Annotated in this window: 23 protein-coding genes and 1 other RNA gene; 5 read left to right on the top strand and 19 right to left on the bottom strand. The window is 38.1% G+C overall.

The genetic code is table 11. The annotated features are described in order from the left end of the window. The 4 genes from JZO71_RS03945 to tadA all read right to left on the bottom strand — a co-directional run bounded on the left by JZO71_RS03945 (position 1) and on the right by tadA (position 3,115). Positions 1-705: a YutD family protein gene (locus JZO71_RS03945; protein ID WP_206898289.1), complete on the bottom strand. Its 705-nt coding sequence runs from the start codon at positions 703-705 to the stop codon at positions 1-3. A gap of 37 nt (positions 706-742) precedes the next feature. Next, positions 743-2,128, bottom strand: coding sequence for a bifunctional metallophosphatase/5'-nucleotidase (locus JZO71_RS03940; RefSeq protein WP_206898288.1), 1,386 nt, complete (start codon positions 2,126-2,128; stop codon positions 743-745). Positions 2,129-2,492: 364 nt separating this feature from the next. Continuing rightward, positions 2,493-2,577, bottom strand: an RNA gene (ffs, locus tag JZO71_RS03935) — signal recognition particle sRNA small type. 40 nt (positions 2,578-2,617) lie between these two features. After that, the gene (gene tadA / locus JZO71_RS03930) at positions 2,618-3,115 is read right to left on the bottom strand and encodes a tRNA adenosine(34) deaminase TadA (protein WP_206898287.1); all 498 of its coding nucleotides are present in this window, start codon (positions 3,113-3,115) and stop codon (positions 2,618-2,620) included. 126 nt (positions 3,116-3,241) lie between these two features. Here tadA and JZO71_RS03925 point away from each other — a divergent pair, with 126 nt between their 5' ends. Continuing rightward, a complete protein-coding gene (locus tag JZO71_RS03925; protein WP_206898286.1) occupies positions 3,242-4,114 on the top strand; it encodes a helix-turn-helix domain-containing protein in 873 nt (290 codons plus the stop codon). A 72-nt stretch (positions 4,115-4,186) separates the two neighbouring features. Here JZO71_RS03925 and JZO71_RS03920 read toward each other — a convergent pair whose 3' ends face one another. Both JZO71_RS03920 and JZO71_RS03915 read right to left on the bottom strand, forming a co-directional pair. Next, the gene (locus JZO71_RS03920) at positions 4,187-4,522 is read right to left on the bottom strand and encodes a hypothetical protein (RefSeq protein ID WP_067482472.1); all 336 of its coding nucleotides are present in this window, start codon (positions 4,520-4,522) and stop codon (positions 4,187-4,189) included. Between the two features lie 85 nt (positions 4,523-4,607). After that, positions 4,608-5,153: a TetR/AcrR family transcriptional regulator gene (locus JZO71_RS03915; RefSeq protein WP_206898307.1), complete on the bottom strand. Its 546-nt coding sequence runs from the start codon at positions 5,151-5,153 to the stop codon at positions 4,608-4,610. 465 nt (positions 5,154-5,618) lie between these two features. Between JZO71_RS03915 and JZO71_RS03910 the strand changes: the two genes are divergently transcribed. After that, complete coding sequence (locus JZO71_RS03910; RefSeq protein ID WP_206898285.1) at positions 5,619-7,154, top strand: helix-turn-helix domain-containing protein; 1,536 nt, start codon at positions 5,619-5,621, stop codon at positions 7,152-7,154. Positions 7,155-7,206: 52 nt separating this feature from the next. Here the strand turns inward: JZO71_RS03910 and JZO71_RS03905 are convergent, their stop codons facing one another. From JZO71_RS03905 to JZO71_RS03875, 7 genes are all read right to left on the bottom strand, one after another. Beyond that, entirely contained in the window at positions 7,207-7,911 is a 705-nt protein-coding gene (locus tag JZO71_RS03905; RefSeq protein WP_206898284.1) for a zinc metallopeptidase, read from the bottom strand. Positions 7,912-7,986: 75 nt separating this feature from the next. Next, on the bottom strand, positions 7,987-8,322 hold the full coding sequence (locus JZO71_RS03900) for a zinc ribbon domain-containing protein YjdM (RefSeq protein ID WP_206898283.1): 336 nt from the start codon (positions 8,320-8,322) through the stop codon (positions 7,987-7,989). 165 nt (positions 8,323-8,487) lie between these two features. Continuing rightward, the gene (locus JZO71_RS03895) at positions 8,488-9,459 is read right to left on the bottom strand and encodes a DHH family phosphoesterase (protein ID WP_206898282.1); all 972 of its coding nucleotides are present in this window, start codon (positions 9,457-9,459) and stop codon (positions 8,488-8,490) included. A gap of 14 nt (positions 9,460-9,473) precedes the next feature. After that, positions 9,474-10,805, bottom strand: coding sequence for a DRTGG domain-containing protein (locus JZO71_RS03890; protein ID WP_067482483.1), 1,332 nt, complete (start codon positions 10,803-10,805; stop codon positions 9,474-9,476). A gap of 7 nt (positions 10,806-10,812) precedes the next feature. Further along, on the bottom strand, positions 10,813-11,493 hold the full coding sequence (locus JZO71_RS03885; protein ID WP_206898281.1) for a metal-dependent hydrolase: 681 nt from the start codon (positions 11,491-11,493) through the stop codon (positions 10,813-10,815). Between the two features lie 413 nt (positions 11,494-11,906). Continuing rightward, positions 11,907-12,389 (bottom strand): YbaK/EbsC family protein, encoded by a 483-nt coding sequence (locus JZO71_RS03880; RefSeq protein ID WP_206898280.1) that lies wholly within the window; start codon positions 12,387-12,389, stop codon positions 11,907-11,909. 131 nt (positions 12,390-12,520) lie between these two features. Beyond that, entirely contained in the window at positions 12,521-14,200 is a 1,680-nt protein-coding gene (locus JZO71_RS03875) for an RNase J family beta-CASP ribonuclease (protein WP_206898279.1), read from the bottom strand. Positions 14,201-14,870: 670 nt separating this feature from the next. Here JZO71_RS03875 and JZO71_RS03870 point away from each other — a divergent pair. From JZO71_RS03870 to JZO71_RS03860, 3 genes are all read left to right on the top strand, one after another. Continuing rightward, positions 14,871-16,385, top strand: a complete 1,515-nt coding sequence (locus tag JZO71_RS03870; protein WP_206898278.1) for an ABC transporter permease — start codon at positions 14,871-14,873, stop codon at positions 16,383-16,385. Positions 16,386-16,398: 13 nt separating this feature from the next. Continuing rightward, positions 16,399-17,079, top strand: coding sequence for an ABC transporter ATP-binding protein (locus JZO71_RS03865; RefSeq protein WP_206898277.1), 681 nt, complete (start codon positions 16,399-16,401; stop codon positions 17,077-17,079). A gap of 262 nt (positions 17,080-17,341) precedes the next feature. Then, on the top strand, positions 17,342-18,328 hold the full coding sequence (locus JZO71_RS03860; protein WP_206898276.1) for a DUF1002 domain-containing protein: 987 nt from the start codon (positions 17,342-17,344) through the stop codon (positions 18,326-18,328). Positions 18,329-18,405: 77 nt separating this feature from the next. On the opposite strand, the gene JZO71_RS03855 is transcribed toward JZO71_RS03860, so the two are convergent. The 6 genes from JZO71_RS03855 to JZO71_RS03830 form a co-directional block, all read right to left on the bottom strand. Beyond that, the gene (locus JZO71_RS03855) at positions 18,406-18,624 is read right to left on the bottom strand and encodes a CsbD family protein (protein ID WP_206898275.1); all 219 of its coding nucleotides are present in this window, start codon (positions 18,622-18,624) and stop codon (positions 18,406-18,408) included. A 103-nt stretch (positions 18,625-18,727) separates the two neighbouring features. After that, on the bottom strand, positions 18,728-19,912 hold the full coding sequence (gene iadA, locus JZO71_RS03850; RefSeq protein ID WP_206898274.1) for a beta-aspartyl-peptidase: 1,185 nt from the start codon (positions 19,910-19,912) through the stop codon (positions 18,728-18,730). Between the two features lie 76 nt (positions 19,913-19,988). Further along, on the bottom strand, positions 19,989-21,728 hold the full coding sequence (gene yfcC, locus JZO71_RS03845) for a putative basic amino acid antiporter YfcC (protein ID WP_206898273.1): 1,740 nt from the start codon (positions 21,726-21,728) through the stop codon (positions 19,989-19,991). Positions 21,729-22,207: 479 nt separating this feature from the next. Beyond that, positions 22,208-22,420 carry a DUF2922 domain-containing protein gene (locus tag JZO71_RS03840; RefSeq protein WP_206898272.1) on the bottom strand — a complete coding sequence of 71 codons (213 nt, stop codon included), beginning with the start codon at positions 22,418-22,420 and terminating at the stop codon, positions 22,208-22,210. 13 nt (positions 22,421-22,433) lie between these two features. After that, positions 22,434-22,646: a hypothetical protein gene (locus JZO71_RS03835; RefSeq protein ID WP_206898271.1), complete on the bottom strand. Its 213-nt coding sequence runs from the start codon at positions 22,644-22,646 to the stop codon at positions 22,434-22,436. A gap of 113 nt (positions 22,647-22,759) precedes the next feature. Further along, positions 22,760-23,284 (bottom strand): hypothetical protein, encoded by a 525-nt coding sequence (locus JZO71_RS03830; RefSeq protein ID WP_206898270.1) that lies wholly within the window; start codon positions 23,282-23,284, stop codon positions 22,760-22,762. Positions 23,285-23,307: the final 23 nt, after the last annotated feature.

The following is a 23,307-nucleotide window of genomic DNA, read 5'->3' as shown; positions in this document are numbered from 1 at the left end:
TCACGACTCTTTTCTTTTTCTTATCGTAAAGTTCGCTTTTTCATTTGCTGGCTGCTGGACTGATTCTTTAGCAGCAGTCGCTTTTTTTGGTGCTTCTTTACGTTTTTTAATGACAGGTTTCTTATGACTAGAAGATACTGGGCCTTTCTTTTCATCAATGTACGCTGTCTGATTGTAATTTTTTTTCTTTTTGCGACGTTGTGTTGGCTTTTCCTTTTTGTCTCCCCCACCTATGCGTTCGATAACAAAATAAGCACAACCAAAATTGCAGTATTCATAAAGATAATCCTCTAATGAATCAATCCGTTGATCCGGATGGGCACGTCGATTGTCTGCACGGAAAAATCCTTTCAGGCGAAGCTGTTCATAGCCCCAGTCCCCAACGATATAATCATAACGAGATAACACATCACTGTATCGCTCGCCAAGTTTTTGTGCGTCAAACCCTTCACGGTGATTGGCTACTAGACGGAATTGTCGATCACCAACTAAAAAATTACTATCATCTAAAGGTGTCACAAGTTCCCCTTTGATTTTTTCTGCTTTAGGCTTTTCTTCAACGATCTCTTCTAAAGCATTCGTTAGTTCATCTGTGACAAGATTTGTTGCTTCACTTTCAGCTGTTGCTACAGGTGTTTCTTTCGTTTCTTTCATTTCTTTACTTGCAACCGGCTGTTGTTTCTTTTCTTTTGATTTTGCAGACATACTTTCACCACCTATTCCTAGTCATTATACCTTGTTTTTATTTGATTGGGTAGTGAGCTTTCAAGTAATCACCCACGACACTACGAATAAATTCTGGAAACAGAAATTCATTTTCACCAGCAATCTCAATCGTCGGGAAAAATGGTACAAACATAAAATGATCAACAGTTGTAAACGTATAGCACTCTTCCTCATTGATTGGTTGATTTTGAAACAGCACTTGATGATTTACTTCATCATAGGTAATACCATTGTAAACGATTTGTCCAAATATTTTTCCTCGAAAACCCATCCCATTCATAGGAAAGTTACGTAAAAAGTTGCGATTTTTTTCTATTTCCAAAATTAATCGAATCAAATCTGATCCTTTCACTGTTACATTTAATAAGTGCATTGGATGTGGTAACGCAGTGTGGAGCTCATCTTGGTCGACAATTCCAGCGGGGATATCCGTCAAAAACAAGCCACTATTCAAAATTGCCGCCTTCGTCTTGCCCCGTTCCTTGATTGCTTCTAATGCTAGTTGAATAAAGGGTTCTTCACCAAAAACATCCATTGTTAGTGGAAATGGTAGATCAGCGACTTTTTTAGCTTTTAAAAGTGCGTGCCCCTCTGCTAAATAACTAGCAATTTCTTGCGCATCTTCTGCAAAGACTGTCAATGACTCGGTTGGAATTGCTTGTGCAGAACGCTTCACAATTTTTTTATTCTCATCTAACGTCAATTGGACTTCTCCTACATACTGACCATAACGACCAGCCGCGGCTAATTGAACGCCGTTGACCACTTCCCCATTAGGAAAGAGATGATGTGTATGGGAACCTAAGATAACATCTATTGCTGGTAACTCTCTTGCAATTTGGCTATCATCTTGAATACCCAGATGACTCATCAACACTAAAACGTCCACTTTTGGACGTAATTCTTCCACCATTTCCGGTAAAATATCATAGGGATTTCGGATATCCCAGCCGTTTGGGCTATATGTTAAGGGAAAAGGTGCCGTGAACGCCATGAGACCGATTTTTGTCTGCTGCTTCGTTTCAATAATCTTGTATGGCTTCGCCCATGCTGGCGGTTGCAATGTTTGTTTGTCAAATAAATTTGCTAATAAGACATCAAAATTAGCTTCATCATATAGATGATTCAACTCCTGTTTTGAATTGCCAACACCTTCATTATTGCCAATCGTTGCGGCATCGTAACCAATTTCATTCATCAGCAAGACATTGGCTTGACCATTTGTTGCTTCCGATAACGGATGCCAACGGTCAACAAAATCTCCTAGGTCTACTGTAACAGTCGTTGTCTGTACTTTCTTTTCACTTTCACGTTTTCGTTGCTCTAAAAAGCGTCTGATTCTGGGCCAGTTTTCCAGATGTGAATGGAGATCATTCGTGTGTAATAACATTATTTTTTCCATCTTCTCGCCTCTCTTCTCGACCATCATACCACAGAGCTATTTTTTCCTTCCAATAATAATCCTGTGTACTATTTACTTCAGTTTACTTCAGAAAAATGGAATAAAAAAATCGTTTATGGTTTCTTTAAGCTAACCTAGTTATTATTAAGTCATTCCCAAAACATTCATTTTTCATTCTTTACCTCCAACCTTGCCAGCCTCATTCTTTCTATGGAGGCTGGTCTTTTTGATAAAAAAATAAAAAAGCGTGCCTGTAACTTCAAAAGAAGCAGTTGGCACACGTTCATTCCTAGCATTTAGTTGCTCCACTTATTTTTTGGACAAAAAAAAACAGGCATCGCATCCCTGTTCATCAATCAGCTATTTTTATTCAGACACATGGCGGAGCCTACTTAGTGCTGCTTCCTTCCGGATCTGACACGCTTCATAAGCCCACCATTGTCCTAGCCTTTCGGCAAGAAATAGTATACCGCATTTTTTCCATTCTGACTAGCTTTTTTTTGATTTCTTTTTTTTCGCACGCAACTGACGGAAGAATGTTGACAAAATCCCCCCACATTCCTCTTCTAAAATACCACCTTCTACTACTGCTTGATGATTGAAGCGTTCATCTGTTAATAAATTCATCAACGTTCCAGCTGTCCCGCCCTTCGAATCATACGCACCAAAATAAACTTCTTTGACACGTGATAAAATCATCGCACCACTACACATTGGGCAAGGTTCCAGTGTTACAAATAGCTGTGCTTCTTCCAAACGCCAACTACCCACAGCTGCGCAGGCTTCTTTAATTGCAAGCATCTCTGCATGCGTTGTGGCATCTTGTGTTGTTTCTCGTAAATTATGCCCTCGACCAATTACTTGATTATCTAAAATCACCACTGCACCGATTGGGACCTCCGCTAACTGTTCCGCTTTTTTTGCTTCTTCAAGAGCGAGGCGCATCCATTTTTCTTTTTCTTGTTGTGATAACTGTTCTTCGTTCAACGAATTCCCTCACTTTTTCTCCATTATTTTTCTTCAGCATAACTTTACCATATTAAAAAAAACTTGTAACTAGTTGCTCACATTCGTCAACATTTTTTATGGTAAAATAGCGATGAGGTGAAGTAAATGAACCAAGCACAATTATTAGAGCTATATCCAAATGCTCAATTAAAAGAATTTCCTTCCGCATCACCAACCATTCTTTCTTTAGCTACCGGAGATTCCTTTCTTTGGTTTGAAAAAAAATCGTTGTCTCCATCTGAAATCAGTCTTTTGAAAGCGTTATTTCCGATGGCAATTAATCCAAAGAACCATCCTTGGTACCATTATTTATTTGAACAACAATCGCTCACACTAGATTGCTCCTATCGAATCATCCAATTGCATGTGTCAGCAAAAGATGATTTTTTACAACAAGAATGGCAAGAAACATTACTAGCTATGTTTTATGAACCTGCAGATTTCTTTTTTTATAGCCAGAAAGATGCGCTACTGATTGAACCTAAAGGAAAAAATTTTCTCCCTATCTCTGAACTCAATGGTATTTTTCAATCATTAGATATTGACTTTGAGATTACAACAAATGTTTTTGTCGGCGCTTTTCATGAGCCCTCACAAGATTTTGGAACATTATTTGCTGAAGAACGAAAAATTTTCCTTACAGAAAAACGTTCACCACAAAATAGCCAAGCTGTGTTTTCCTTACAAGATGTTGCTCTTCATTACTTTACGACAGAAGGAATCAAAGATAACTTACTTGTCCAAACTTACCAGCGTTTGCTTGAAGAAATGGATATGGAAGAAATCATCCTCGCACTTTGGAATCATTTAGGAAATATCAGTTCTGCTGCTAAAAATCTTTTTCTTCACCGTAACACGTTGAAATATCGGATAGAAAAATTTCAGGAAGCAACTGGCTTTAATTTAAAGCAAGCAAATGATCTCCTTTTTTGTTATCTTCTAATCATTCAAAAGCGTCCTGCACAGAAAAACAATTAAAAAAGTGAGCGTTGTAACTGACCAAATCAGCCCAACGCTCACTTTTTCATTATACTTTTTTAACGCAAAAAATTACATGATTTTGTCAACTAACGTCATCAAACGTTCGCGTAAATCATCTGTTGAATCTTTTAGTGTATCGCCATAAACAGAGATTTTTTTACGACCTTTTTTGATTTTTTCTAAAACACCCATCAAAGAGTCCAAATCACTATCAGATAAGTCGTCGACTAAACCTAATAGTTTTTCGTTTCCATCAAACTTATCATTAACAAATTTTTTGACTTTGCAACGATTAGACATATGACGAATTTTTTCCACCACTTTACCTGACACAACTGCTGTAGTTGCTACGCCGGCAGCTGCCATAATACCTAAACCAATTGTTACTTTTGTTGATGTTTTCATCAGTCTTCAGCTCCTTTTTATCTACTTCTATCATAGCATAGACAAAAAAATAAACGAACTATTACACTCGACTCATGAATCACCGTTACTTAGCTGCAACTAAACGAATATCCGTTAAGACTTCTGGTAAATCATCATCTAGTTCGGCTAACTTACTCCAGATGGCTGTCATTGTTTCATAAAACTCACGAGAATTTTCGTCAGAGTTTAAACTTCCTAAAATATTCAACCATAAAAGCTCAACTAAATAAACCTCACTAACTCTAGTATGCTCGTGGAGATGGTTTTTAAAGCTTGTTTTGAATAAAGCAGCTAAGTCTAAATCAGATTGGAAGACGATTCCACGAACGCTTTCGTTCACTGCAAAAAATTCTTTCAACAAGTGGACAATACTAAAAAAGTCAGTCATCTGATATGTATCTAAATATTTTTCAAAGCTTTTCTTGATCTCGTCAATAATCGTTTCTTTTAATACACCAATGGAATCAAAATGTGCATAAATCGGATATGTGGAACAGCCACAATACGCGGCTAATTTTCTAGCAGTAATCGAATGCAAACCAAATTCTTCTGCATAGACCATACTTTTAAATAGCAAATATTCTTTACTAAAATTGGTTACTCTACCCATTTCTTTCACCCTTTTCATTTGATTTTATTCTTCACAGTAATATTTTTCTCTAACGATTCTTTGTCAATATCCTGCGTAACTTTATGTAGGGGGAAAGCATATAGAAAAAGTCGCTATCTCTTATGATAAATATAACATCAATCATCCAATAAAATAGTAGCTGTCATCTAACGTAATAGACCTGTGACTAGGATGATTCGGTAGAACATAGCCAATAAACCATTCATCTCATGCTTGACTATAGTGTTATATTTCGTACGTCTAAAAGAAATTTCATTACTTTTTTCTAACTTGACAAAACGCGCTTGGACATAAACAATAGAATAAACAACTAAACAATAACTTTAAAATAACAAGTTATATTATCACGGTCTAATACCCTGTGAGAATAACATAGTATAAAAATACTTACCACTCACACTTTATGGCCTATCCTGTACATATTTAGGAGGAAAGGAGTTTCTCATGTTAGTTGATGCAAAAAAAAAGGAACTACTCGTTCTTTATGAAATTATCCAAAATGATACTTGTTCCTTACAAGATCTTTCAAATAAACTCGTGATTCCCAAACGCACGGTGAAAGATTTGATACGAAAACTTAATCAAGCAATTAGTCAGTTATTTGAATTTCATACGTTTATTTACTCGAATTATAAAGGAGAGATTCAAGTCAATGAACACTATGAAGAAACAAAAATGGAAGTATTTTATCGCTTGAAATTAGTCTTTTTGCGCGAATCTCAACGGTTTAATTACTTATTACTTTTGATGGACAGCCCTGATGCTTCAGTTGCCAAAGAAGAGTTGAGCCAAAAATTATATATTTCTTCTTACTTAGAAAAATTAACTACTCGAATCAATAAGGACTTAAAAAAATTCCATCTACAAATTATTTCCTCAAATAATTGTTACACTTTATCTGGGGATGAACGATCGATTCGAATCTATTTATACATATTTCTTTCTGATGCTTTTCAAGGAACCGAATGGCCATTTGCGACGATTGATTTAGCCGCAATAAAACAGGAAATCACTTTGTCAGATGCGTTCCAGCTTTCCAATCATTCTGAAACGGAGCAAAAAAATATTTATTTGCTCTATGCAGTGTTTAAACTTAGAATCAAGCAGTTTTCTTTCTTAGAAGCCTCCACAAGCGATATTCAAAAGTTATTGAGACGACTCTTTCACACATACGATTTTTCTGGTTCGTTTAAAAACATGACCATGGAACTATCTGAAAAGCATGCTGAGAACGAATTACTCGTGTTCAATTTCATGATTTTTTGTTTCTTCCCCAACTGGATACATGTGCAGCAAAAATTGCTCATCGGTAAATATTTCAGACAAGTAGACCATCCATTTTGTCAATTTGCACAAAAATTAACTATTCGATTAACCAAACATTTTCCGACAATTGAGACGACTGAAAAGCTCGCCTACTATCACTATTTCATCACCCTCGCGCTTACACTTGTCTCATTATTAGGAGACTCAATCATTGAATTTCACACGCTTTATTTCCCTGTTGTGACAGAATCGTTATCGACAGATGATGTCCAATTCCAGTCGATTCTCAAAGAAATCAGTGCTCTTTGTCCAACGAGGTTACGTTCAGCTCACGTTATTCATTACTTGAGTTCGCTGATTTATCAATTAGTTCGCTCTGAGACAGATACACAACTTTTGATCCATTTAAAAATGACGAAGACTTTAACTGGCAATTATCATCTAAAAAATCGTTTGGAAAAATTGTTCAATCACGAGACGATTCTTCTCACCTTTTCGCCAGAAAAAGCGGACTTGATCGTTACTGATTGGTTTGAAGCAGCACAGAAAACCACTCCTTCTTTTTACTGGGATCTAACAAATGAAGAAATCAGCTGGCAAAAACTTGTTTTATTTATCCAAACACTCTATGACAAAAAAACACAGCTCAATTCAACGCAAACGTTGCTACCTGCGGCACAAAACCAAAAAGAAGCACCGGCTTTTATCAATTGACAAAAGCCAGTGCTTCTTTTTTATTCTTATCTATTACTTTGCTATTTAGCCTTTAGTCTCGACGGTTGTTTCCGCCAAACAACAGAATCAAGCGGAGTAATTGTAAGAAGGTTGCTAGCGCTGCAGCGACATAAGTCAATGCTGCCGCAAACAAAACGTGACGCGCCATTGGCACTTCGTCTTCGGTCAATAAGCCACCCTCACTTAATATTTGTAACGCACGTCTGGACGCATTGAATTCAACTGGCAAGGTCACTAATTGGAATAACAACGCCAATGAAAAAGCAAAAATCCCGATATTGATTAACGTATAATTCCAACTAAACAAAACGCCAACCATAATCAATGGCAACGAAATGGCAGAGCCAAAATTAGCTACTGGAACCAATGCTGCACGAATTTTTAATGGTGCATAGCCAACAGCATCTTGGACTGCGTGACCGCATTCATGGGCTGCCACACCAATTGCAGCAACTGAAGTTGATTGCGCTGTTGCTTGTGATAAGCTTAGCATTTTATTCCCAGAATTATAATTATCTGTTAGATTCCCAGCGATTGGCTGGACGCCAACGTTTTGGATGTTTTGACTGCTCAAAATGTATTGTGCAGCTTGTGTTCCTGTCACATTATTTTTGCTACGGATTTTATCATATTTCTTGAATGTACTGTTGACATATGCCGAAGCAATTCCTGAAATGACTAACCCGATGATGACTAAGATAAACGTTGGATCAAGTACATTATAGATCCCGTACATTTAAGCTCACTCCTTTTCATTTTCTTTATTCTACCATGAGAAGAGAGAAAAAAATGTGAAGAGACTTTGAAGCTTTTAGTTTTTCTTAACGAACTCAGATTTCAACTTCATTGGACCAAAGCCATCAACTTTGCAATCAATATTGTGGTCGCCTTCAACTAAACGAATATTTTTGACTTTTGTTCCTTGCTTAATTGCGCCAGAAGCACCTTTGACTTTTAAATCTTTGATGACTGTGACATTGTCACCTTCTGCCAAACGATTTCCGTTTGCATCAAGCACAACAAGTCCCTCTTCCATATTTTCTGTTTGTTCGGCGCTCCATTCATGACCGCATTCTGGACAAATAAATAATCCTCTGTCTTCATAAGTATACTCAGACCCACAAGTTGGGCAATTTGGTAATGTCATCTTCTTTCTCCTTTAAAATCTATTATTGAGCATCATTGTAACGAAAAAAAGGGGCTTTGAAAAGAGCGCTTGTGAATTTTGTACAAAAAAGAGTAAAGAAAGTGACTGATGTACTGTTATTCTTCCAAAAGTCGCTTTTCTTTACTCACTTAATGTCTTTTTCGATTACTTTTGTTGGTACTCTCGACACAAAGCTTGGATTTCTTGATAAATTTCTTCTACTTCACGCAAATCTTTTGCATTTGCACCACTTGCTAATGGATGTCCGCCCCCGTGATGGCGCTTTGCTAGCTCATTGATTACCGGCCCCTTTGAACGCAAACGAACACGGTAATGCCCTTCCGGTTGTTGAACAAAAATCCCCCAAGCCAATACTTCATCCACGACACCAGGCAAAGCAACGATTGCTGCGGTTTCAGAATCATCGATTCCGTAGTCAGTCAACAATTCCTTCGACAAAAGCACTCGACCAGCACCATTATGATCTACCTCAAGATGTTGGTATAAATACCCTGAAAGTTTGGCAACTTTCATTGGCATTTGTTCTAATTCACGATTTAATTGACCCGCATCAAATGGATAGCTCATTAAGACAGCTGCAATTTCTAATGTTCGTGGAGTTGTTGCTGGATATAAAAATCTTCCAGTATCACCTACAATCCCACCGTAGAGTAAACGTGCTGCAGTTGCATTGATCGTTAGTTCTTCTGGAAACAGCAAAGCAAATGAAGCAATCATTTCACTACAGCTGCTAGCCTTCGTATCTACCCAAACAAGGTCTCCGTAAGGCTCATCATTTGGATGGTGGTCGATCTTGATCAACTGATCGCCTAATGGATAACGGTCATCACTGATTCGTGGCGAATTCGCTGTGTCCGTCACAATAACTAATGCGCCTTGATACAGTGCATCATCAATTGTTTGCATTTCTGCTAAAAAGCGAAGTCCCTCAACAGTTTCGCCTACTTGATAAATTTCTTTTGTTGGAAAGCTTTCTCGTAGAATTTCTGCTAAGCCAACCTGCGAACCGATTGCATCTGGGTCAGGGCGTTGGTGGCGGTGAATGATGATTCGTCCTGCCGCCCGAATCGCTGTTAAAATTTCTTGTTGAATCGTTGGTTCTGCTGTGTTTCTCATGTCTTCCCTGCTTTCTAAGAACGTTCCATTACTTGGCAAACAACAATTGCTTTTGCCACAATAATATTTTCAATATACACTTCAATATCTAGTTTTGCTGAACGGCGCCCAATTTCTAGCACACGTGGTTGGATATCTAATTCACTCTCTAATTGAATTAAACGTAAATAATGGAGGTTCATTTGTTCAATCAATATATTACGTCGTTGGTTCAACAGCATCGTTTTTTGGGCAACATCTGAAATAATCTCACTTAATACCCCAAACGAAATCGTACCTACGCCGTTAACCATTTGTGGTGTTACTGTAAATTTGAATTTAGGGTTGTCTAGACGACTTCCTTCACGATCCGTTTCAATCGTTTGGATATCACCCGAAATTTGATCAGAAATCGTATCGGCAATTTGTGGTTGTCGCTGAACAAGCTGCATGGCTTTCATCACATCTTGACGCGTAATTACGCCTTCCAACGTCAAATCATCTGAAACCACAGGCATCACTTCAAGTCCATCCCAAATCATTTGATGGCTCACTGAAGCAACACTCATCGTTTTCTTGACGCTAATTGGCTCTTTCGTCATTACACGTTCAATGAGTTGATTTTCAGATTTTCCTAAAATGTCCTTGGCTGTCACGATACCCATCAACCGTTGGTGGCGATTGACAACGGGAAAGCGTGAATGCTGCGTTTCTTCTGACAGTCGTTGAAAATCAGCAACGGTTTCTGTTGGCAAAAGATGATACGTTTTTTCTGCTGGCATATAAATATCACTAACTAGCATAATATCTTTTTTGATCAATTGGTCGCTTAATGCACGGTTAATCATGGTCGCAACCGTAAATGTATCATAAGTTGTTCGCAAAATAGGCATTGCTAACTCATCTGCCAATTGAGAAATCTCTGGTGTTGTTTCAAATCCCCCAGTAATCAACACTGCTGCACCATCTTCTAATGCGAGCTTTTGGACATCCGTTCGATTCCCCACAATCATTAGCGAACCGGGAGTGATATAGCGTTCCATCGCATGCTTCGTCATTGCACCAATCACAAACTTATTGAGATCTTTGTCTAGACCTGCTGCGCCTCCTAATACATCCCCTTCAATGATTCGGACAACTTCGCCGAAGGTCAAACGTTCAATATGTTTTTTTAATTTCCGCTCGATCCGAATCGTTCCGACACGTTGGATGGTTGATACTAAACCAATGTTTTCGGCATCTTTGATTGCTCGGTAAGCTGTCCCCTCACTGACATTCAGTTCTTTTGCAATGCTCCGAACAGAAATCCGATTGCCCACTGGTAAACTTTCGATATATTCTAAAATCAAATCATGTTTTGTCGCCATTTTTCCCCTACACTTCCAGCGTATCTGATACGCTCATTATTTTTCCAACATTTGCTGGTAATAAGTCAAGAAATGCTTGTGGATCTTGCTCGATTACCGGAAAAGTATTGTAATGGATCGGTACAACTTGCTTCGCACCAATTCGTTTGGCTGCGCGCGCTGCATCTTCTGGTCCCATCGTGTAGTTATCGCCAATCGGTAGGAAAGCAACATCAATCGCAAATTGTTCTGCCAGTAAAGCTAAGTCACTAAAATCAGCTGTATCTCCCGCATGGTATACCGTTTTTCCTTCTGCTTGAAGAATGATCCCACTGGCTTCTCCCATATATTGAACGATTCCATTGACCTCATAACTTGAACTATGCAGTGCGGGAACAAGTTTTACTTCACCAAATGGAAACGCATGTTTACCGCCAAGGTTCATCCCAAATGCGTTCACACCTTTTGTTTGGGCATAGTCGGCAATTTCAACGATGCTAATAATTGTTGCTTGGTTCTTTTGTGCAATTGGAATCATATCTCCAATATGGTCACTATGACCGTGAGTTACTAAAATCCAATCTGTCTGGACTTCATCGACTGTTAAATCCGTTAATTTGTTTCCAGTAATAAAAGGATCAATCAACAAGCGTTGCTTGTTTTCCATCTCAATTGAAAGACAAGAATGACCATGATAAGTAATTTTCATTTCTTCACTCCTCACAGATTTTTGGTTTGTGTACCTAAAAGAAATAAAACGATTTCAATCTCATTGTTTCAATGAAAAAAATCGCTCTCCCCACTTATTTTTTTAAAAATTTTAGTACAGTATGTTCTTTTTTATTGTAACAGATAATACAGAATTCACCAAGCAGACCTCTTCTTATTTTTTCAGATAAAAAATAGAGTTTCTCGATTCAAATCTTAAGAACCCTTCCTGCTTTTTCTCAAATAAATGGTATTTCATTCCGATAAACTCTCATAGTAAAAAAGAAGGAGGAATGACAAGCTATTTGTCATTCCTCCTGTTTCCGAATAGCCAATGTTTCCCAAGTAGCTTCTTCGGTAATAAAGCTTTTTTTCATAAAACGATGATTAACTATTTTTGTGAATCCTTGAAGTTTACGAGTCTTTGATCAGATCTGCATAGATTGGTTGGACAATTGCCTCTAGATCTGTTCGTGATAATAAGATACCGCGTCCTAATTCGCCACTAGAAATCAAAAGTTTGGGTTGTTTTTTCAGAGAATGATCAAATACAAAAAGATCTTCTGGGTGTTGAAGTTTGATTCCCACTGGGGTATTTGCACCGTGTACATACCCTGTGTGCGCAAAAACAACATCCATATCAGGTAGTCCAACTTTATGATTTTTTGTTACTTCTCGTGTTTTTTTATAATCAAGACGTGCAGCCAGTGGTATTAAGGCAATAATAATACCTGTTTTATCCCCTTTTAATACTAGATTTTTACAAACAAGATCAGCAGATAAGCCTTTTGCTGCTAACGCAGATAAAAAATCTGCTTCCTCGATACCTACTAAGTCAATAATTTCAAAGAAAATCGCTTTTTCTTCTAAATATTGTTCGACTTTGGTTTTAGTCATCCCTCATCAATCCCTTCCTTGATTCTTTATGTGAACAGATTCATTTTCCTACATAGTAAAAAAGTAGAAGACCACCAAACAGAGGGAATCTTCTACCTTTTTTGATTTTTTAGAACGAAAATCTCTAGTGCTTACTTTTTGCCACGTCGTTGTGTTGCTTCCATAATGACTGGTAAAATCACCGGACGACGTTTTGTTTGCTCGAATAAGTAACGGCCCAATTGATCACGGATGTCTTGTTTTAATTTACTCCACTCAAAGTCATCACTTTCTAAATGTTTATTGACGATTTCTTCAATCATCCCTGTGCATTCTTTCATCAGATCGCGACTCGCCTTGACATAAACAAATCCACGTGAAGTGATTTGTGGTTTCGAAACGATTTTCTTTTCTCGACGACTGATTGTAACGACTGCCACAAAAATCCCGTCTTCCGATAAAATTTTGCGGTCGCGTAGCACGATGTTCCCAATGTCACCAACACCAAGTCCATCGATCATCACGTTTTCAGCACTGGTTGTACCAGCAACACTCATTCGTTTATTTTTATATTCTAAAATATCCCCGCGGCCGGTGATATAGATATTTTTGTATGGCATTCCAACGGCATGTGCCAAATCAGCATGTGCTGCTAATTCACGATATTCGCCTTGAACAGGAATAAAGTAAGTTGGACGCATGAAGTTTAACATTAGTTGTAAGTCGTTAGGGTTTGCATGACCAGAAACACGCATGTTCTCTGAAATCAATTTCACTGTTCCACCCGCACGATAAATCATATCTTCCGTTTTAGCAACCATTGTTTCCATTGCTGTGCTTGGTGTGGTTGTAATATAAACTAAGTCACCGTCTTCGATTTTCAAATTGCGGTGTGTGCCATTTGCCATTTTTTGTAATGACTTGATTGGTTCCCCCATTCGACCTGTCTCAAGAATAATTAATTCTTCTGGTTCATAATTCTTCATTTCTTTTAAGGTCACCAATAAATCTTCGCTTGGTAATTGAACCTTTTCTAAACGCATTGCAGTCCGAATAATTCGTTCAAAATCTTGCCCTGTTAAGACAACTTTACGGTTAGCTTTTGCTGCAGCATCTAACACTTGCTGTACTCGTTGTAAATTACTTGCCACGCAAGCAACAATAATACGACCTTCCCAATATTCGATTGTATCAAAAACTTCATCAGCAATTTGCAATTCAGAAGCAACGGGTGCTGGGTTCTCAGCGTTCGCAGACTCACTAAGAAGTGCTAGTACGCCTTCTTTACCAATTTCTGTCAAACGCGCATAATCTGTTTGATACATCGGGATAGCTGTTTGATCAAATTTAAAATCGCCTGTATACACAATATTTCCTTCTGGCGTTTTTAAATTGATTCCCACAGAATCTGGGATTGAATGTGTCGTGCGGAAAAAACTGACGATTGTTTCACCAAAATCAATCTCAGTATGTTCATCCACAACATGGAAATCTTTGAATCCTTTTGAATCTTCATTGCGACTAACGCTTATTTTAGCTAATTCGATCGTTAACTCCGTTCCAAAAACTGGAACAGCTAATTTAGATAAGAAATATGGCAAAGCGCCAATTGCATCTGCATGTCCGTGTGTTAAAAACACGCCAGCTACTCGATCTATATTTTCTTCTAAATATGTGAAGTCAGGAATGACAACATCGATTCCCAAAAGTTCATTTTCTGGATATTTCAATCCACAGTCTAATACAAAAATATCTTCTCCAACTTCTGCGACATACATATTTTTCCCATTTTCGCGGACACCGCCTAATGGAATGATTTTAATGGTACTCACAAATTTCACCTCTTCTATGGCATCACTTTCAAATGATGTCAATTCTCTACTTAATATTGATTACTAATCTATTTAACTACTAATTGATTAACGAATTACTTTATTGCTAACTGATTGATTGTAGTAAATAACCAAAAAAAGTTGTTTTTTGGTTGCTTATACAAAAGTCAACGAGACTCTAAAGGCAATCCTTACATAGAACTGGTGCTTTCCTATCTTTTTTTGCCATTGTTCATCTTGTTCGTTTTGGATAAGTGTTTCTCGCTTTACAATGAATCTTCTTTACGCAATAACTGATTGCATCCAAGCCAAATAATTTAGCTGTCGCTATCATTATACAACAAAATCAGCAAATCGCTAGCATCTACAATCGTTTCCTATGGCCTTCTTAAAAAAATCTTCCCCCGTTTTCTTTTCGTTCAACACAACCAAAGACAGGAAGGACTTCACTAGACCTATATCCGCATTTTTCTTACACTTCTTGCTCTTACCGATTTTTTGCCACTTGCTCGAAACATACTTGTTACATTCTAGCACATTTCGAACGATAACTATAGCTTGTTTTTCTTCCTACTATTTGATTTTCCTTGGTTCTCTTCGTGATTAAGGTTCATTTAAGTTAGACCTTTTACAATTTGGCAATGCAATACTACAGGAGGGATTGAAAATAATGAATTTTATCAAACGCGCACTAAAAAGTACCAAGGTGAAATGGGGACGTTCGCTTCTCTTATTCGCCGTTTTCACAGCGATTTTAGTCTTTGTTCTCGCGGGTCTAACTATTCGTAGTGCAGCCGAACAAGCTGCTAGCGAAGCACAAAAAGAAGTTGGGGCAACCGTTACACTAAGCGCTAATCGCGAAGCAAGTTTCCAAAAACCAGATGAAACAGCTAGTGGGACAGATTCAGACAGCACGAGTCAAGAAAGGATCGACCCGGGAAGTTTTTCATTAACACCAGTTTCATTAGAAGATGCACAAAAGATTGCTGATTTAGCAGAAGTTAAAAGCTACTCTTTTGAAAGCTCCGCTTCCGCATTAGCAAGCGATGGAATCACAGCCATCTCAAGTTCTGATTCAACAGATAGTTCTACTGAAACAACCGATGCGAATCAGCCAATGGGAGGTGGGATGCCTGGTGGTGGTCAAATGACACAAGCAGACTTTCAAGTTACCGGTGTGTCAGCGTCCGCGCAAAATAGTACTTTTTCAAATGGAACAGCAACAATTACTGACGGGGAAGGAATTGATGAAAGCGACAAAGAGACGAATCATGTCCTGATTGAAGAAACATTAGCAACTGCCAATGATTTAGCAGTTGGAGATACATTTACGATTACTGGTTCTGAGGACGAAGAAACAACGTACGAACTGACTGTGAAAGGCATTTATAAGTCTAGCGAAAGTAGCAATAGCATGGGGATGCAATTCAGTATGATGAACCCTTCCAATACTCTGTACACTTCCTACACACTAGCCAATGAATTAAATGGAACAGCCGAGGACAATACTATTGATTCAGCCGTCTATACACTCGCAGACCCAGAAAATATGGATGAATTTGTAGCAGAAGCTGAGAAACTTATTGACACAGATACTTTCAGCTTACAATCAAATGATGCAGCTTACCAATCAATGCTTGAACCTTTGAACAATGTAGCCAGTTTTTCCAAAAATGTCGTCTTGTTAGTTGCTGTTGCTGGCATTATTATCTTGACTTTGATCATCATGATCACTATTCGTGAACGTCGCCATGAACTTGGTGTCTTACTTTCATTAGGTGAATCTCGAATCAAAATTATTTTACAATTATTTACAGAAGTAGCTTTATGCATGATTTTAGCGCTAGGCGTGGCAGCAGTTAGCGGAAACGTAGTGGCAAATGTGGTGGGACAACAGCTGATAGAGCAACAAACAAGCACTGATCAAAACACACAAACAAATGGTGAAGGAACCCAGCGACCAGACGGAGAAAATCCTGGCGGACGTGGTGGTCAAATGGGCGCACCGGGTGGCAACAATAATCCGTTCACCGTTTCTAATGAAGTCAGTGAACTTTCGATCAATGTAACGCCAACGCAAATCGGTTTTCTTGCCTTGGTTGCTTTAGGAATCAGTTTGCTTTCTGTTTGCTTGGCCTCTATTGGCATCTTGCGTTTGAACCCACGAAAAATTTTATTGAATTAAAGGAGGTACACACATGTTACGAACAGAAAACTTAGGATTTTGGTATCAAAATCCAGAAGATGCACTTTACCAAGAAGTCTCTTTAACTTTTGAAACAGGCAAAATATACGCGATTTTAGGTGCCAGTGGTTCTGGTAAAACAACCTTTCTTTCATTGATCTCTGGTTTGGATAATCCTAGAGAAGGAACCGTGTATTATGAAGATCGTCCTTTAGCAAAAATTGGTCTGCGAAATTATCGTAAGAATAGCGTTTCGATTATTTTCCAAGCATATAATTTACTTCCTTATCTTTCTGCAGTTGACAATGTCGTTGCAGCCATGGAAATTTCTCAAACCAAACAAAAAAATCGACGTCAAATCGCACTTGAACACTTAGCACGAGTAGGCATTGATGAACAAATGGCACAAAAGAAAGTAACATTACTTTCCGGTGGACAACAACAACGGGTAGCTATCGTTCGTGCAATCTGTTGTGATCACCAATTGATTGTCGCGGATGAACCAACTGGAAATCTGGATGAAACAACGTCTCAAGAAATTGTTGAGTTATTCCAAGAAATCGCACATGAACAGGATCGTTGTATCATCCTTGTTACTCATGAATTAGAAGTTGCCAAAAAATGTGATGAAGTTTATGAGCTAAAAAACAAAGAATTCACTCGTAAAATGCTTGCTTTAACCAACGATGACTAAAAGAAAGAAGGCTGTGACAAAGTATTGTCACAGCCTTCTTTCTTGAATAAATGGTGTTTACCACACAGCTGTCTAAAAATATGAAAAGCTATTTTTAGACAAAACTCCTTATTCCTTGAAGCTAAGCGCTTGGTGCCACAACCTTTTTTAAATTTCCCTAAATCCGCCTCTAGTCCCAAGTTTTCTCAAGTACCTTGTAGTAAACTAAGTGAAATCATTGAATTAATTATTCAAATAATTTTTACAACTTTTGGAGGTCAACATGAAAAAAAATCAACCAAAAACATGGACACTACTTGCTACGACTTTAATCGCAAGCCAAGTTCTTTTAAGTACACCCTTAGCGTTTGCTCAAGACTCAACAACAAGTGAAACCGTTGCGACAACTTCAACAACGAATCAAGAAACAAGTCAGTCTACAGACCAAGCAGAAAAAATTCAAGTCAATGCTGTCGCACTCGGTAACGCGCTAACCAAAGAGCAACAAGACTATACGTTAAACAAGTTAGGGATCAAAGGTGAAACACCGATTTATACGACAAATGGAACGGATTTAATGAACTATATTCCTGATGGTGGCTTCAACCAAGAATGGGCAGTCTACAGTTCTGTCCGTATGCAAACTTTGGCAGAAGGAAAAGGAATCAACGTTGACATCGCTACACCCGAAAATATTACGAAAATTACCGCAGCTCAATATCAAAATGCTGCTTTGACTGCTGGGATTACTGATGCCCAATTAACGATTGCTTCTGCCGTTCCAATTGATGGCTCTGGTGCACTAGCAGGTGTTTACAAAATCGTTGAAGAATCTGGCGGAATCATCAACAAAGATCGCGTAGAAGTCGCGCAAGATGAGATGAATGTCCTTTCTTCAATCACTGAAGAAAACAAAGACAAAGAAGGTTACTCTGATGAGGCTTTGAATGCCGCACAAGAGCAAGCAAAAGCTGAACTAGCAACCAAAACCAAAGATGGCCAGAAACTAACCAAAGAAGAAATCCAGCAAACTGTCGAAACAGCTTTAAAAGATCACGGACTTGCGGATATCATGACGACAGATCAAGTCAGTGAGCTAACCTCACTCATGAGCGATATGAAAGATAAAAATATCTTTGAAGACTTCGTGAATGAACTAGACTTAACAGAAACTAAAAAACAAATTGAAGAGAAATCTAAGGGACTATGGGTGCAAATCAAAAACTTTTTCAGTGGTCTTTGGGATTCAATTACAAGTATGTTTGAATAATCAACAGCAAAAAAGGGTGGAACAAAACGAAATAACGTTTTGTTCCACCCTTTATTTTTAGTCCAGGTAAGTAAAAATTATTTATCTTTCTTTGAAAATTTATCTTTGATATCTTCAAAGCCTTCTTTGATGTCATCACCAAGATCACGCGCTTTTTCTTTGATGTCTGCGCCTAAAGATTGTGCTTTTCCTTCAACCTCTTTTGATTTATCATCAGTTGCTTTACCATAAGCTTCTTTACCTTCACCGACTACTTTGTCCTTCAAGTCTTCTGAACGTCCTTTTAAATCTGCCATGATTCTTCCTCCTTGATAAATAATGATTATTTTTAATCTACTTATAGAGTAACATCAACCAATTATTCAGACAAATAGAACACCTCAGAGGCTTATTTTTTCATTAACGTAATTGTTCAAATGTCCCCCAAACCTTGACTTCTTTTCCTTGAACCATCACTTCTCCCTTGGCGATCACTGTATCGATTGTCAGTGTATCTGCATCCAATAAACACAAATCAGCATCATTTCCGACTTTGATTTGGCCTTTTTTAGCTAGTTTCAATACACGTGCTGGATTAGAAGTGATTGCTCTTAGTGCGATTTCCAATGGAATATTCTCTCTTTCAACAGCTTCTTTGATTCCAACTAATAATGCTTTAGCACTTCCAATACCCATTCCTAAGAAATGATTATTTTCATCAAAATAAGGTAAACTCCCCTGCCCATCAGAGGTCATTGTAAAGTTATCTAGAGAAACACCTTCTTCAATCACTCGTTTTAGCGCTTGGCTAAAACGAATTTCACCATCAGTTTTTTCCCAAAAATCGGGATCTTCACTTGCGGTAAAATCAATGGTGCCCCCTTCTTTAGCAAAGGCTAAACAAGCTTCAAATAAATCGGCTGTTCGATTCGCATGGGTTGGCCAAAATTGGGTGATTGGAATTTCAGTTTCTTTCACAACACGTGTTAACAATTCTAATTTTCTTGCCCCACCACCTAAATGAACATTCGTGATTCCTGCCTTGCCAGATAACATGCCGCCAACTCGTGCATCTGCAACTGCTCGAGAAAATTCTTCAAATGTTGGTTGGGAAGAACGATGATCAGAAACCGCAATTTCCCCAATTCCAATTACTTTATCAATCACTAAGAAATCTTTGATCAATGAATCTGTTACTGTGTTGACTGGTAAACGATAGGAACCTTCATAAACATACGTCGTGATTCCCTCTGCTTCTAGTCCGCGCGCTTTACTAATTAGTGCAGTCATATCTCGTCCTTGTCCATCCGTTCCTAAACACCCAACGACTGTCGTCACACCCGCACTGGTCAACTGACTAAGCGTTACTTCCGGTGTTCGGTTTTGGAAACCACCTTCACCACCACCACCTAAAATATGAAAGTGACCATCAATAAAACCTGGAGTCAAGATTTTCCCTCGCCCATCAATTTCTTCTAACGTGACTTCTGCAAAATCACTAGTCAATTGTTCTTCCATGGCAATGATTTCGTTTCCTGAAAGCAAAACATCCATCACACCTAAATAATCTGGTGCATAAACTTGTGCTTGTCGAATAATCTTCATGAATTTTCCTCATTTCTTTTCAAAAAAGGATGAACGAAAATCAGCTAACTGACTTGTCCATCCTCCGCTTTATTTTCTATTGTAACCCAATTGCAATCGCAATCATAATAAAAATTGTTCCCAAAATAAACAAGAATCCTTGCATCTTGATTTGGAATTTCGCCCATTTTGCCCATTCGATTCGAGCAACTCCCAGTACACCAATCAAACTAGCAGAAACTGGCGTGAAAGCATCCATAAATCCAGAGCCAAGTTGATAGGCCAAGACAGCAACTTGTCTTGAAACACCTACCAAGTCAGCAAGTGGTGCCATGATTGGCATCGTTAACGCTGCTTGACCGGAGTTTGATGTGACCACTAAATTGAACAAACTTTGGAACAAGTACATTGCCCATGCACCAATCACAGCAGGTACGCCAGTTAAGACTGTTCCAATACTGTGTAATATCGTATTCAGTGCGGAAGGAACGGAAGCATCTGAACCACCCAATACGAGTAAGATCCCTTTTGCCATACCAACAACAATCGCTGTTCCAGCTAAATCAGCTGCACCTGATTGGAAAGAAGAAGCAACATCATTGATCTTCATATCATTTAGATTAAAGATTACTGCAATAATCCCTGCAGCTAATCCCATGACAAAGAATTGTGAAGCGATTTCTGGAATATAATATCCTTTTTGTGTGACTCCCCAAATGATCCAGACTAAAACAATCAACATTTCAGCTAAAATCAATTTATGGCCAAGTGTGAAAGCTTTTTTCTCGTCTGTTGTTTTTTCAAGATGATCACGGAAGTAAGCATCTGACTTGTAAGTCACAGAACTAGCTGGATTTTTACGAATTCGTTCCGCATAAATCATTAAGTAAACGGCTGATAAACCAGTCACGATCACCCACATGATTAAACGGAAAGTTGCCCCAGACAATACTGGAATTCCAGCAATCCCTTGCGCAACGGCAACACTAAACGGACTCATCCAAGACGTCGCATTCCCGATCTGCGAAGCAACATAAGTGACCGTCACTGCGACAATCGAGTCATACCCCAGCGCAATGACGAAAGGTACCATCACCATTGAAAATGGAATAACTTCTTCAGCCATTCCAAACGTCGCACCCCCAAAAGAAAAAGCAAAAAATAATAGCGGTAAGGCTAAACGTTCAAGTCCTTTTGTTTTACTGATAATGGCATAGATTCCTGCATCGATTGCGCCCGTTCGCATAATAATCCCAAAAGCACCACCGACAACCAAGATCAGTGCCGCAATCCCGACTGCAGAACCATATTTATCACCAGAAACTAACCCTTCAAACACAAAGTTCAGGAAACCAAATCCACCAAAATCATCCGTTCCCCAAACTCTTGCAGTTTTGTGTAGTTTTTTCGACGTGTCATAGATATTATCTCCATACTCGTCATAAAGCACTTCATCTGTTAAAGCAATCTCATCTAGTTTTTCTTGTGTTAATTGTTTTTCACCAGCGGCAAGCACATCTTCTAATCCGGCTTCTGGAACATCCAGCTTCTCCCGTTCCGCTGGGCTATCTTGTAATTTCTCTAATTGATCAAAAACATACCCTTTATCAAGTGCATAAGCATAACGGAAAGAGTCTTGACGAAGTACTGTTCGTGTACTTGTTTCTCCGTTTGCGTCTTGGTATTCGATCTCCTGTGTACTAAAGCGACCAGCTGGTACCAAAAACGTTAAGATCCAAGCAAAGATTACTACACCAAAAATAATCACGTACGTGTGTGGCGTCGTTAGCTTGGTGAGGTCTCGCTTGTTTTTTTCCGAAGAAGGATTTTTCTTCAAGTAGTTTCTTCCTTTCTGTTCACAATGATATTGTGATGAATAAAAAATGGATAATCAAAAAGATTATACAGGAAAACCCCTTCACTCACATGAATAATTTATTAGAAAATAATAAGTGAATCGTACGATGTAAACCACTGATTTTATTGCGTTAATCTGATAGTTCATTAGAAAATATTTTATCACAAAGTACATTTAAGTCAAAATTCCCACACGTTTCTCATACCTCTTCATTAAAAATAAACGAATATTCTTAACATTTCTTTTTAATAACCAATAAAAATAACGATCATTATCTATGAAACCTTGGTCTATAAACTTTTTTATTACAAAAGGTAAACTTCGTTGCATAATTGATAACAAATGTATTATAATCATGGTGTAAAGAGTTTTGGGGAAGACTCTTTCATCAACGTGTATAAAGAGAGAAGAAAGAATTGCCAACAATTCTTTCTTCTCTCTTTTCCTTTTATTTTTTGTTAAAACAAGATCGTTTCGATTGTTTCAATATACTTTGCACTCAACGGTTGTGCGTAAAGTGTTACACCTTCCTTGACTGAAAGGTTCAATTCACTTAAGCGACGCATCATTTCCTGAACTTCCCCTGCTGTCAATGAATTGGATGCAATTACGGGATTGATTCTTTGATTTTTCCCTTCACTATCTGAAAAGATCAACTGTAGTTTTTTCATTTTCCCTTCTCCTTTAACTCTTTCGATAACTCGTTGCTTCAGTTTTCAAAACAGAAGCAAACTTCACTTCTTTCGGTGTCAATAATTGAAAAATTTCTCCTAATGCCAATACTTTTTCATCTTCTGGATTAGGAATGATCGACCCAATCGTTTGCCGATATTCTTCCTCTGCTTCCAAATTGGTAAAATAAATCGTTAATTTTGTACTTTCTAATTTTTTCTCCATAAGTTTCTCCCTTCTTGATTTATAAGTAAATGAAACCACGCCTGCACCGGTTCATTCGTCATTCATTTACTCACACTACTAGTAACGTGTTCAGAACACTCAATGTCAAAATTTTAATCGATTTTTTCATCCTGCCATCGTTTTTTTAGTTTTTTTCGCCAATTCGCTATTGTTTGTCTACTTGCTGGTGCTAGGTAATGACTACTTCGAGCTTTTTCCAAACGATACGCTAAAAAACATTTTTCCTTCGCCGATAATTTGTGCCAAAGAAAGCAGAGCGTTAGTCTCTGATCGGCGTATTCATGCGAAGAAACAGATGCTCTAGTAGAAAGACCGCTTATTAATTGTCGTCCTTGTTCCTCATTTACTGCTACTAAAATTTCTTGCTGGCGCCAGATTTTTCGTTGATGTTCTTTTAGTTTCCAGACAATTTTTTGAAATAAATAGCCTATAGGATAAGCTTCTTCAAATGTTTTTGGCGCTATAAACTCCCGTGCTACTTCAAAAAAAGCAATCCGTGCTAATTGAACGTACTCCTCGTATTCCTGATTGTTTTGATAAACTCCACATTTCTTTACCACTTTGTGATACAGCTTTTCATATTTCTGACATAAATCTTCTAACTCTTTTTGTTCCATCCTTTTCTGCCTTTTCCTTTTTT

Source organism: Candidatus Enterococcus courvalinii (assembly GCF_017315945.1).
GTDB classification, from domain to species: domain Bacteria; phylum Bacillota; class Bacilli; order Lactobacillales; family Enterococcaceae; genus Enterococcus_B; species Enterococcus_B courvalinii.
This window is presented reverse-complemented; position numbering and strand designations above follow the sequence as displayed.

Bases quoted from the DNA above. Each gene is read 5' to 3' on its own strand.
- JZO71_RS03945 (WP_206898289.1), bottom strand. From the start codon at position 705: ATGTCTGCAAAATCAAAAGAAAAGAAACAACAGCCGGTTGCAAGTAAA.
- JZO71_RS03940 (WP_206898288.1), bottom strand. From the start codon at position 2,128: ATGGAAAAAATAATGTTATTACACACGAATGATCTCCATTCACATCTG.
- JZO71_RS03925 (WP_206898286.1), top strand. From the start codon at position 3,242: ATGAACCAAGCACAATTATTAGAGCTATATCCAAATGCTCAATTAAAA.
- JZO71_RS03920 (WP_067482472.1), bottom strand. From the start codon at position 4,522: ATGAAAACATCAACAAAAGTAACAATTGGTTTAGGTATTATGGCAGCT.
- JZO71_RS03915 (WP_206898307.1), bottom strand. From the start codon at position 5,153: ATGGGTAGAGTAACCAATTTTAGTAAAGAATATTTGCTATTTAAAAGT.
- JZO71_RS03910 (WP_206898285.1), top strand. From the start codon at position 5,619: ATGTTAGTTGATGCAAAAAAAAAGGAACTACTCGTTCTTTATGAAATT.
- JZO71_RS03905 (WP_206898284.1), bottom strand. From the start codon at position 7,911: ATGTACGGGATCTATAATGTACTTGATCCAACGTTTATCTTAGTCATC.
- JZO71_RS03900 (WP_206898283.1), bottom strand. From the start codon at position 8,322: ATGACATTACCAAATTGCCCAACTTGTGGGTCTGAGTATACTTATGAA.
- JZO71_RS03895 (WP_206898282.1), bottom strand. From the start codon at position 9,459: ATGAGAAACACAGCAGAACCAACGATTCAACAAGAAATTTTAACAGCG.
- JZO71_RS03890 (WP_067482483.1), bottom strand. From the start codon at position 10,805: ATGGCGACAAAACATGATTTGATTTTAGAATATATCGAAAGTTTACCA.
- JZO71_RS03885 (WP_206898281.1), bottom strand. From the start codon at position 11,493: ATGAAAATTACTTATCATGGTCATTCTTGTCTTTCAATTGAGATGGAA.
- JZO71_RS03880 (WP_206898280.1), bottom strand. From the start codon at position 12,389: ATGACTAAAACCAAAGTCGAACAATATTTAGAAGAAAAAGCGATTTTC.
- JZO71_RS03870 (WP_206898278.1), top strand. From the start codon at position 14,871: ATGAATTTTATCAAACGCGCACTAAAAAGTACCAAGGTGAAATGGGGA.
- JZO71_RS03865 (WP_206898277.1), top strand. From the start codon at position 16,399: ATGTTACGAACAGAAAACTTAGGATTTTGGTATCAAAATCCAGAAGAT.
- JZO71_RS03860 (WP_206898276.1), top strand. From the start codon at position 17,342: ATGAAAAAAAATCAACCAAAAACATGGACACTACTTGCTACGACTTTA.
- JZO71_RS03855 (WP_206898275.1), bottom strand. From the start codon at position 18,624: ATGGCAGATTTAAAAGGACGTTCAGAAGACTTGAAGGACAAAGTAGTC.
- iadA (WP_206898274.1), bottom strand. From the start codon at position 19,912: ATGAAGATTATTCGACAAGCACAAGTTTATGCACCAGATTATTTAGGT.
- JZO71_RS03840 (WP_206898272.1), bottom strand. From the start codon at position 22,420: ATGAAAAAACTACAGTTGATCTTTTCAGATAGTGAAGGGAAAAATCAA.
- JZO71_RS03835 (WP_206898271.1), bottom strand. From the start codon at position 22,646: ATGGAGAAAAAATTAGAAAGTACAAAATTAACGATTTATTTTACCAAT.
- JZO71_RS03830 (WP_206898270.1), bottom strand. From the start codon at position 23,284: ATGGAACAAAAAGAGTTAGAAGATTTATGTCAGAAATATGAAAAGCTG.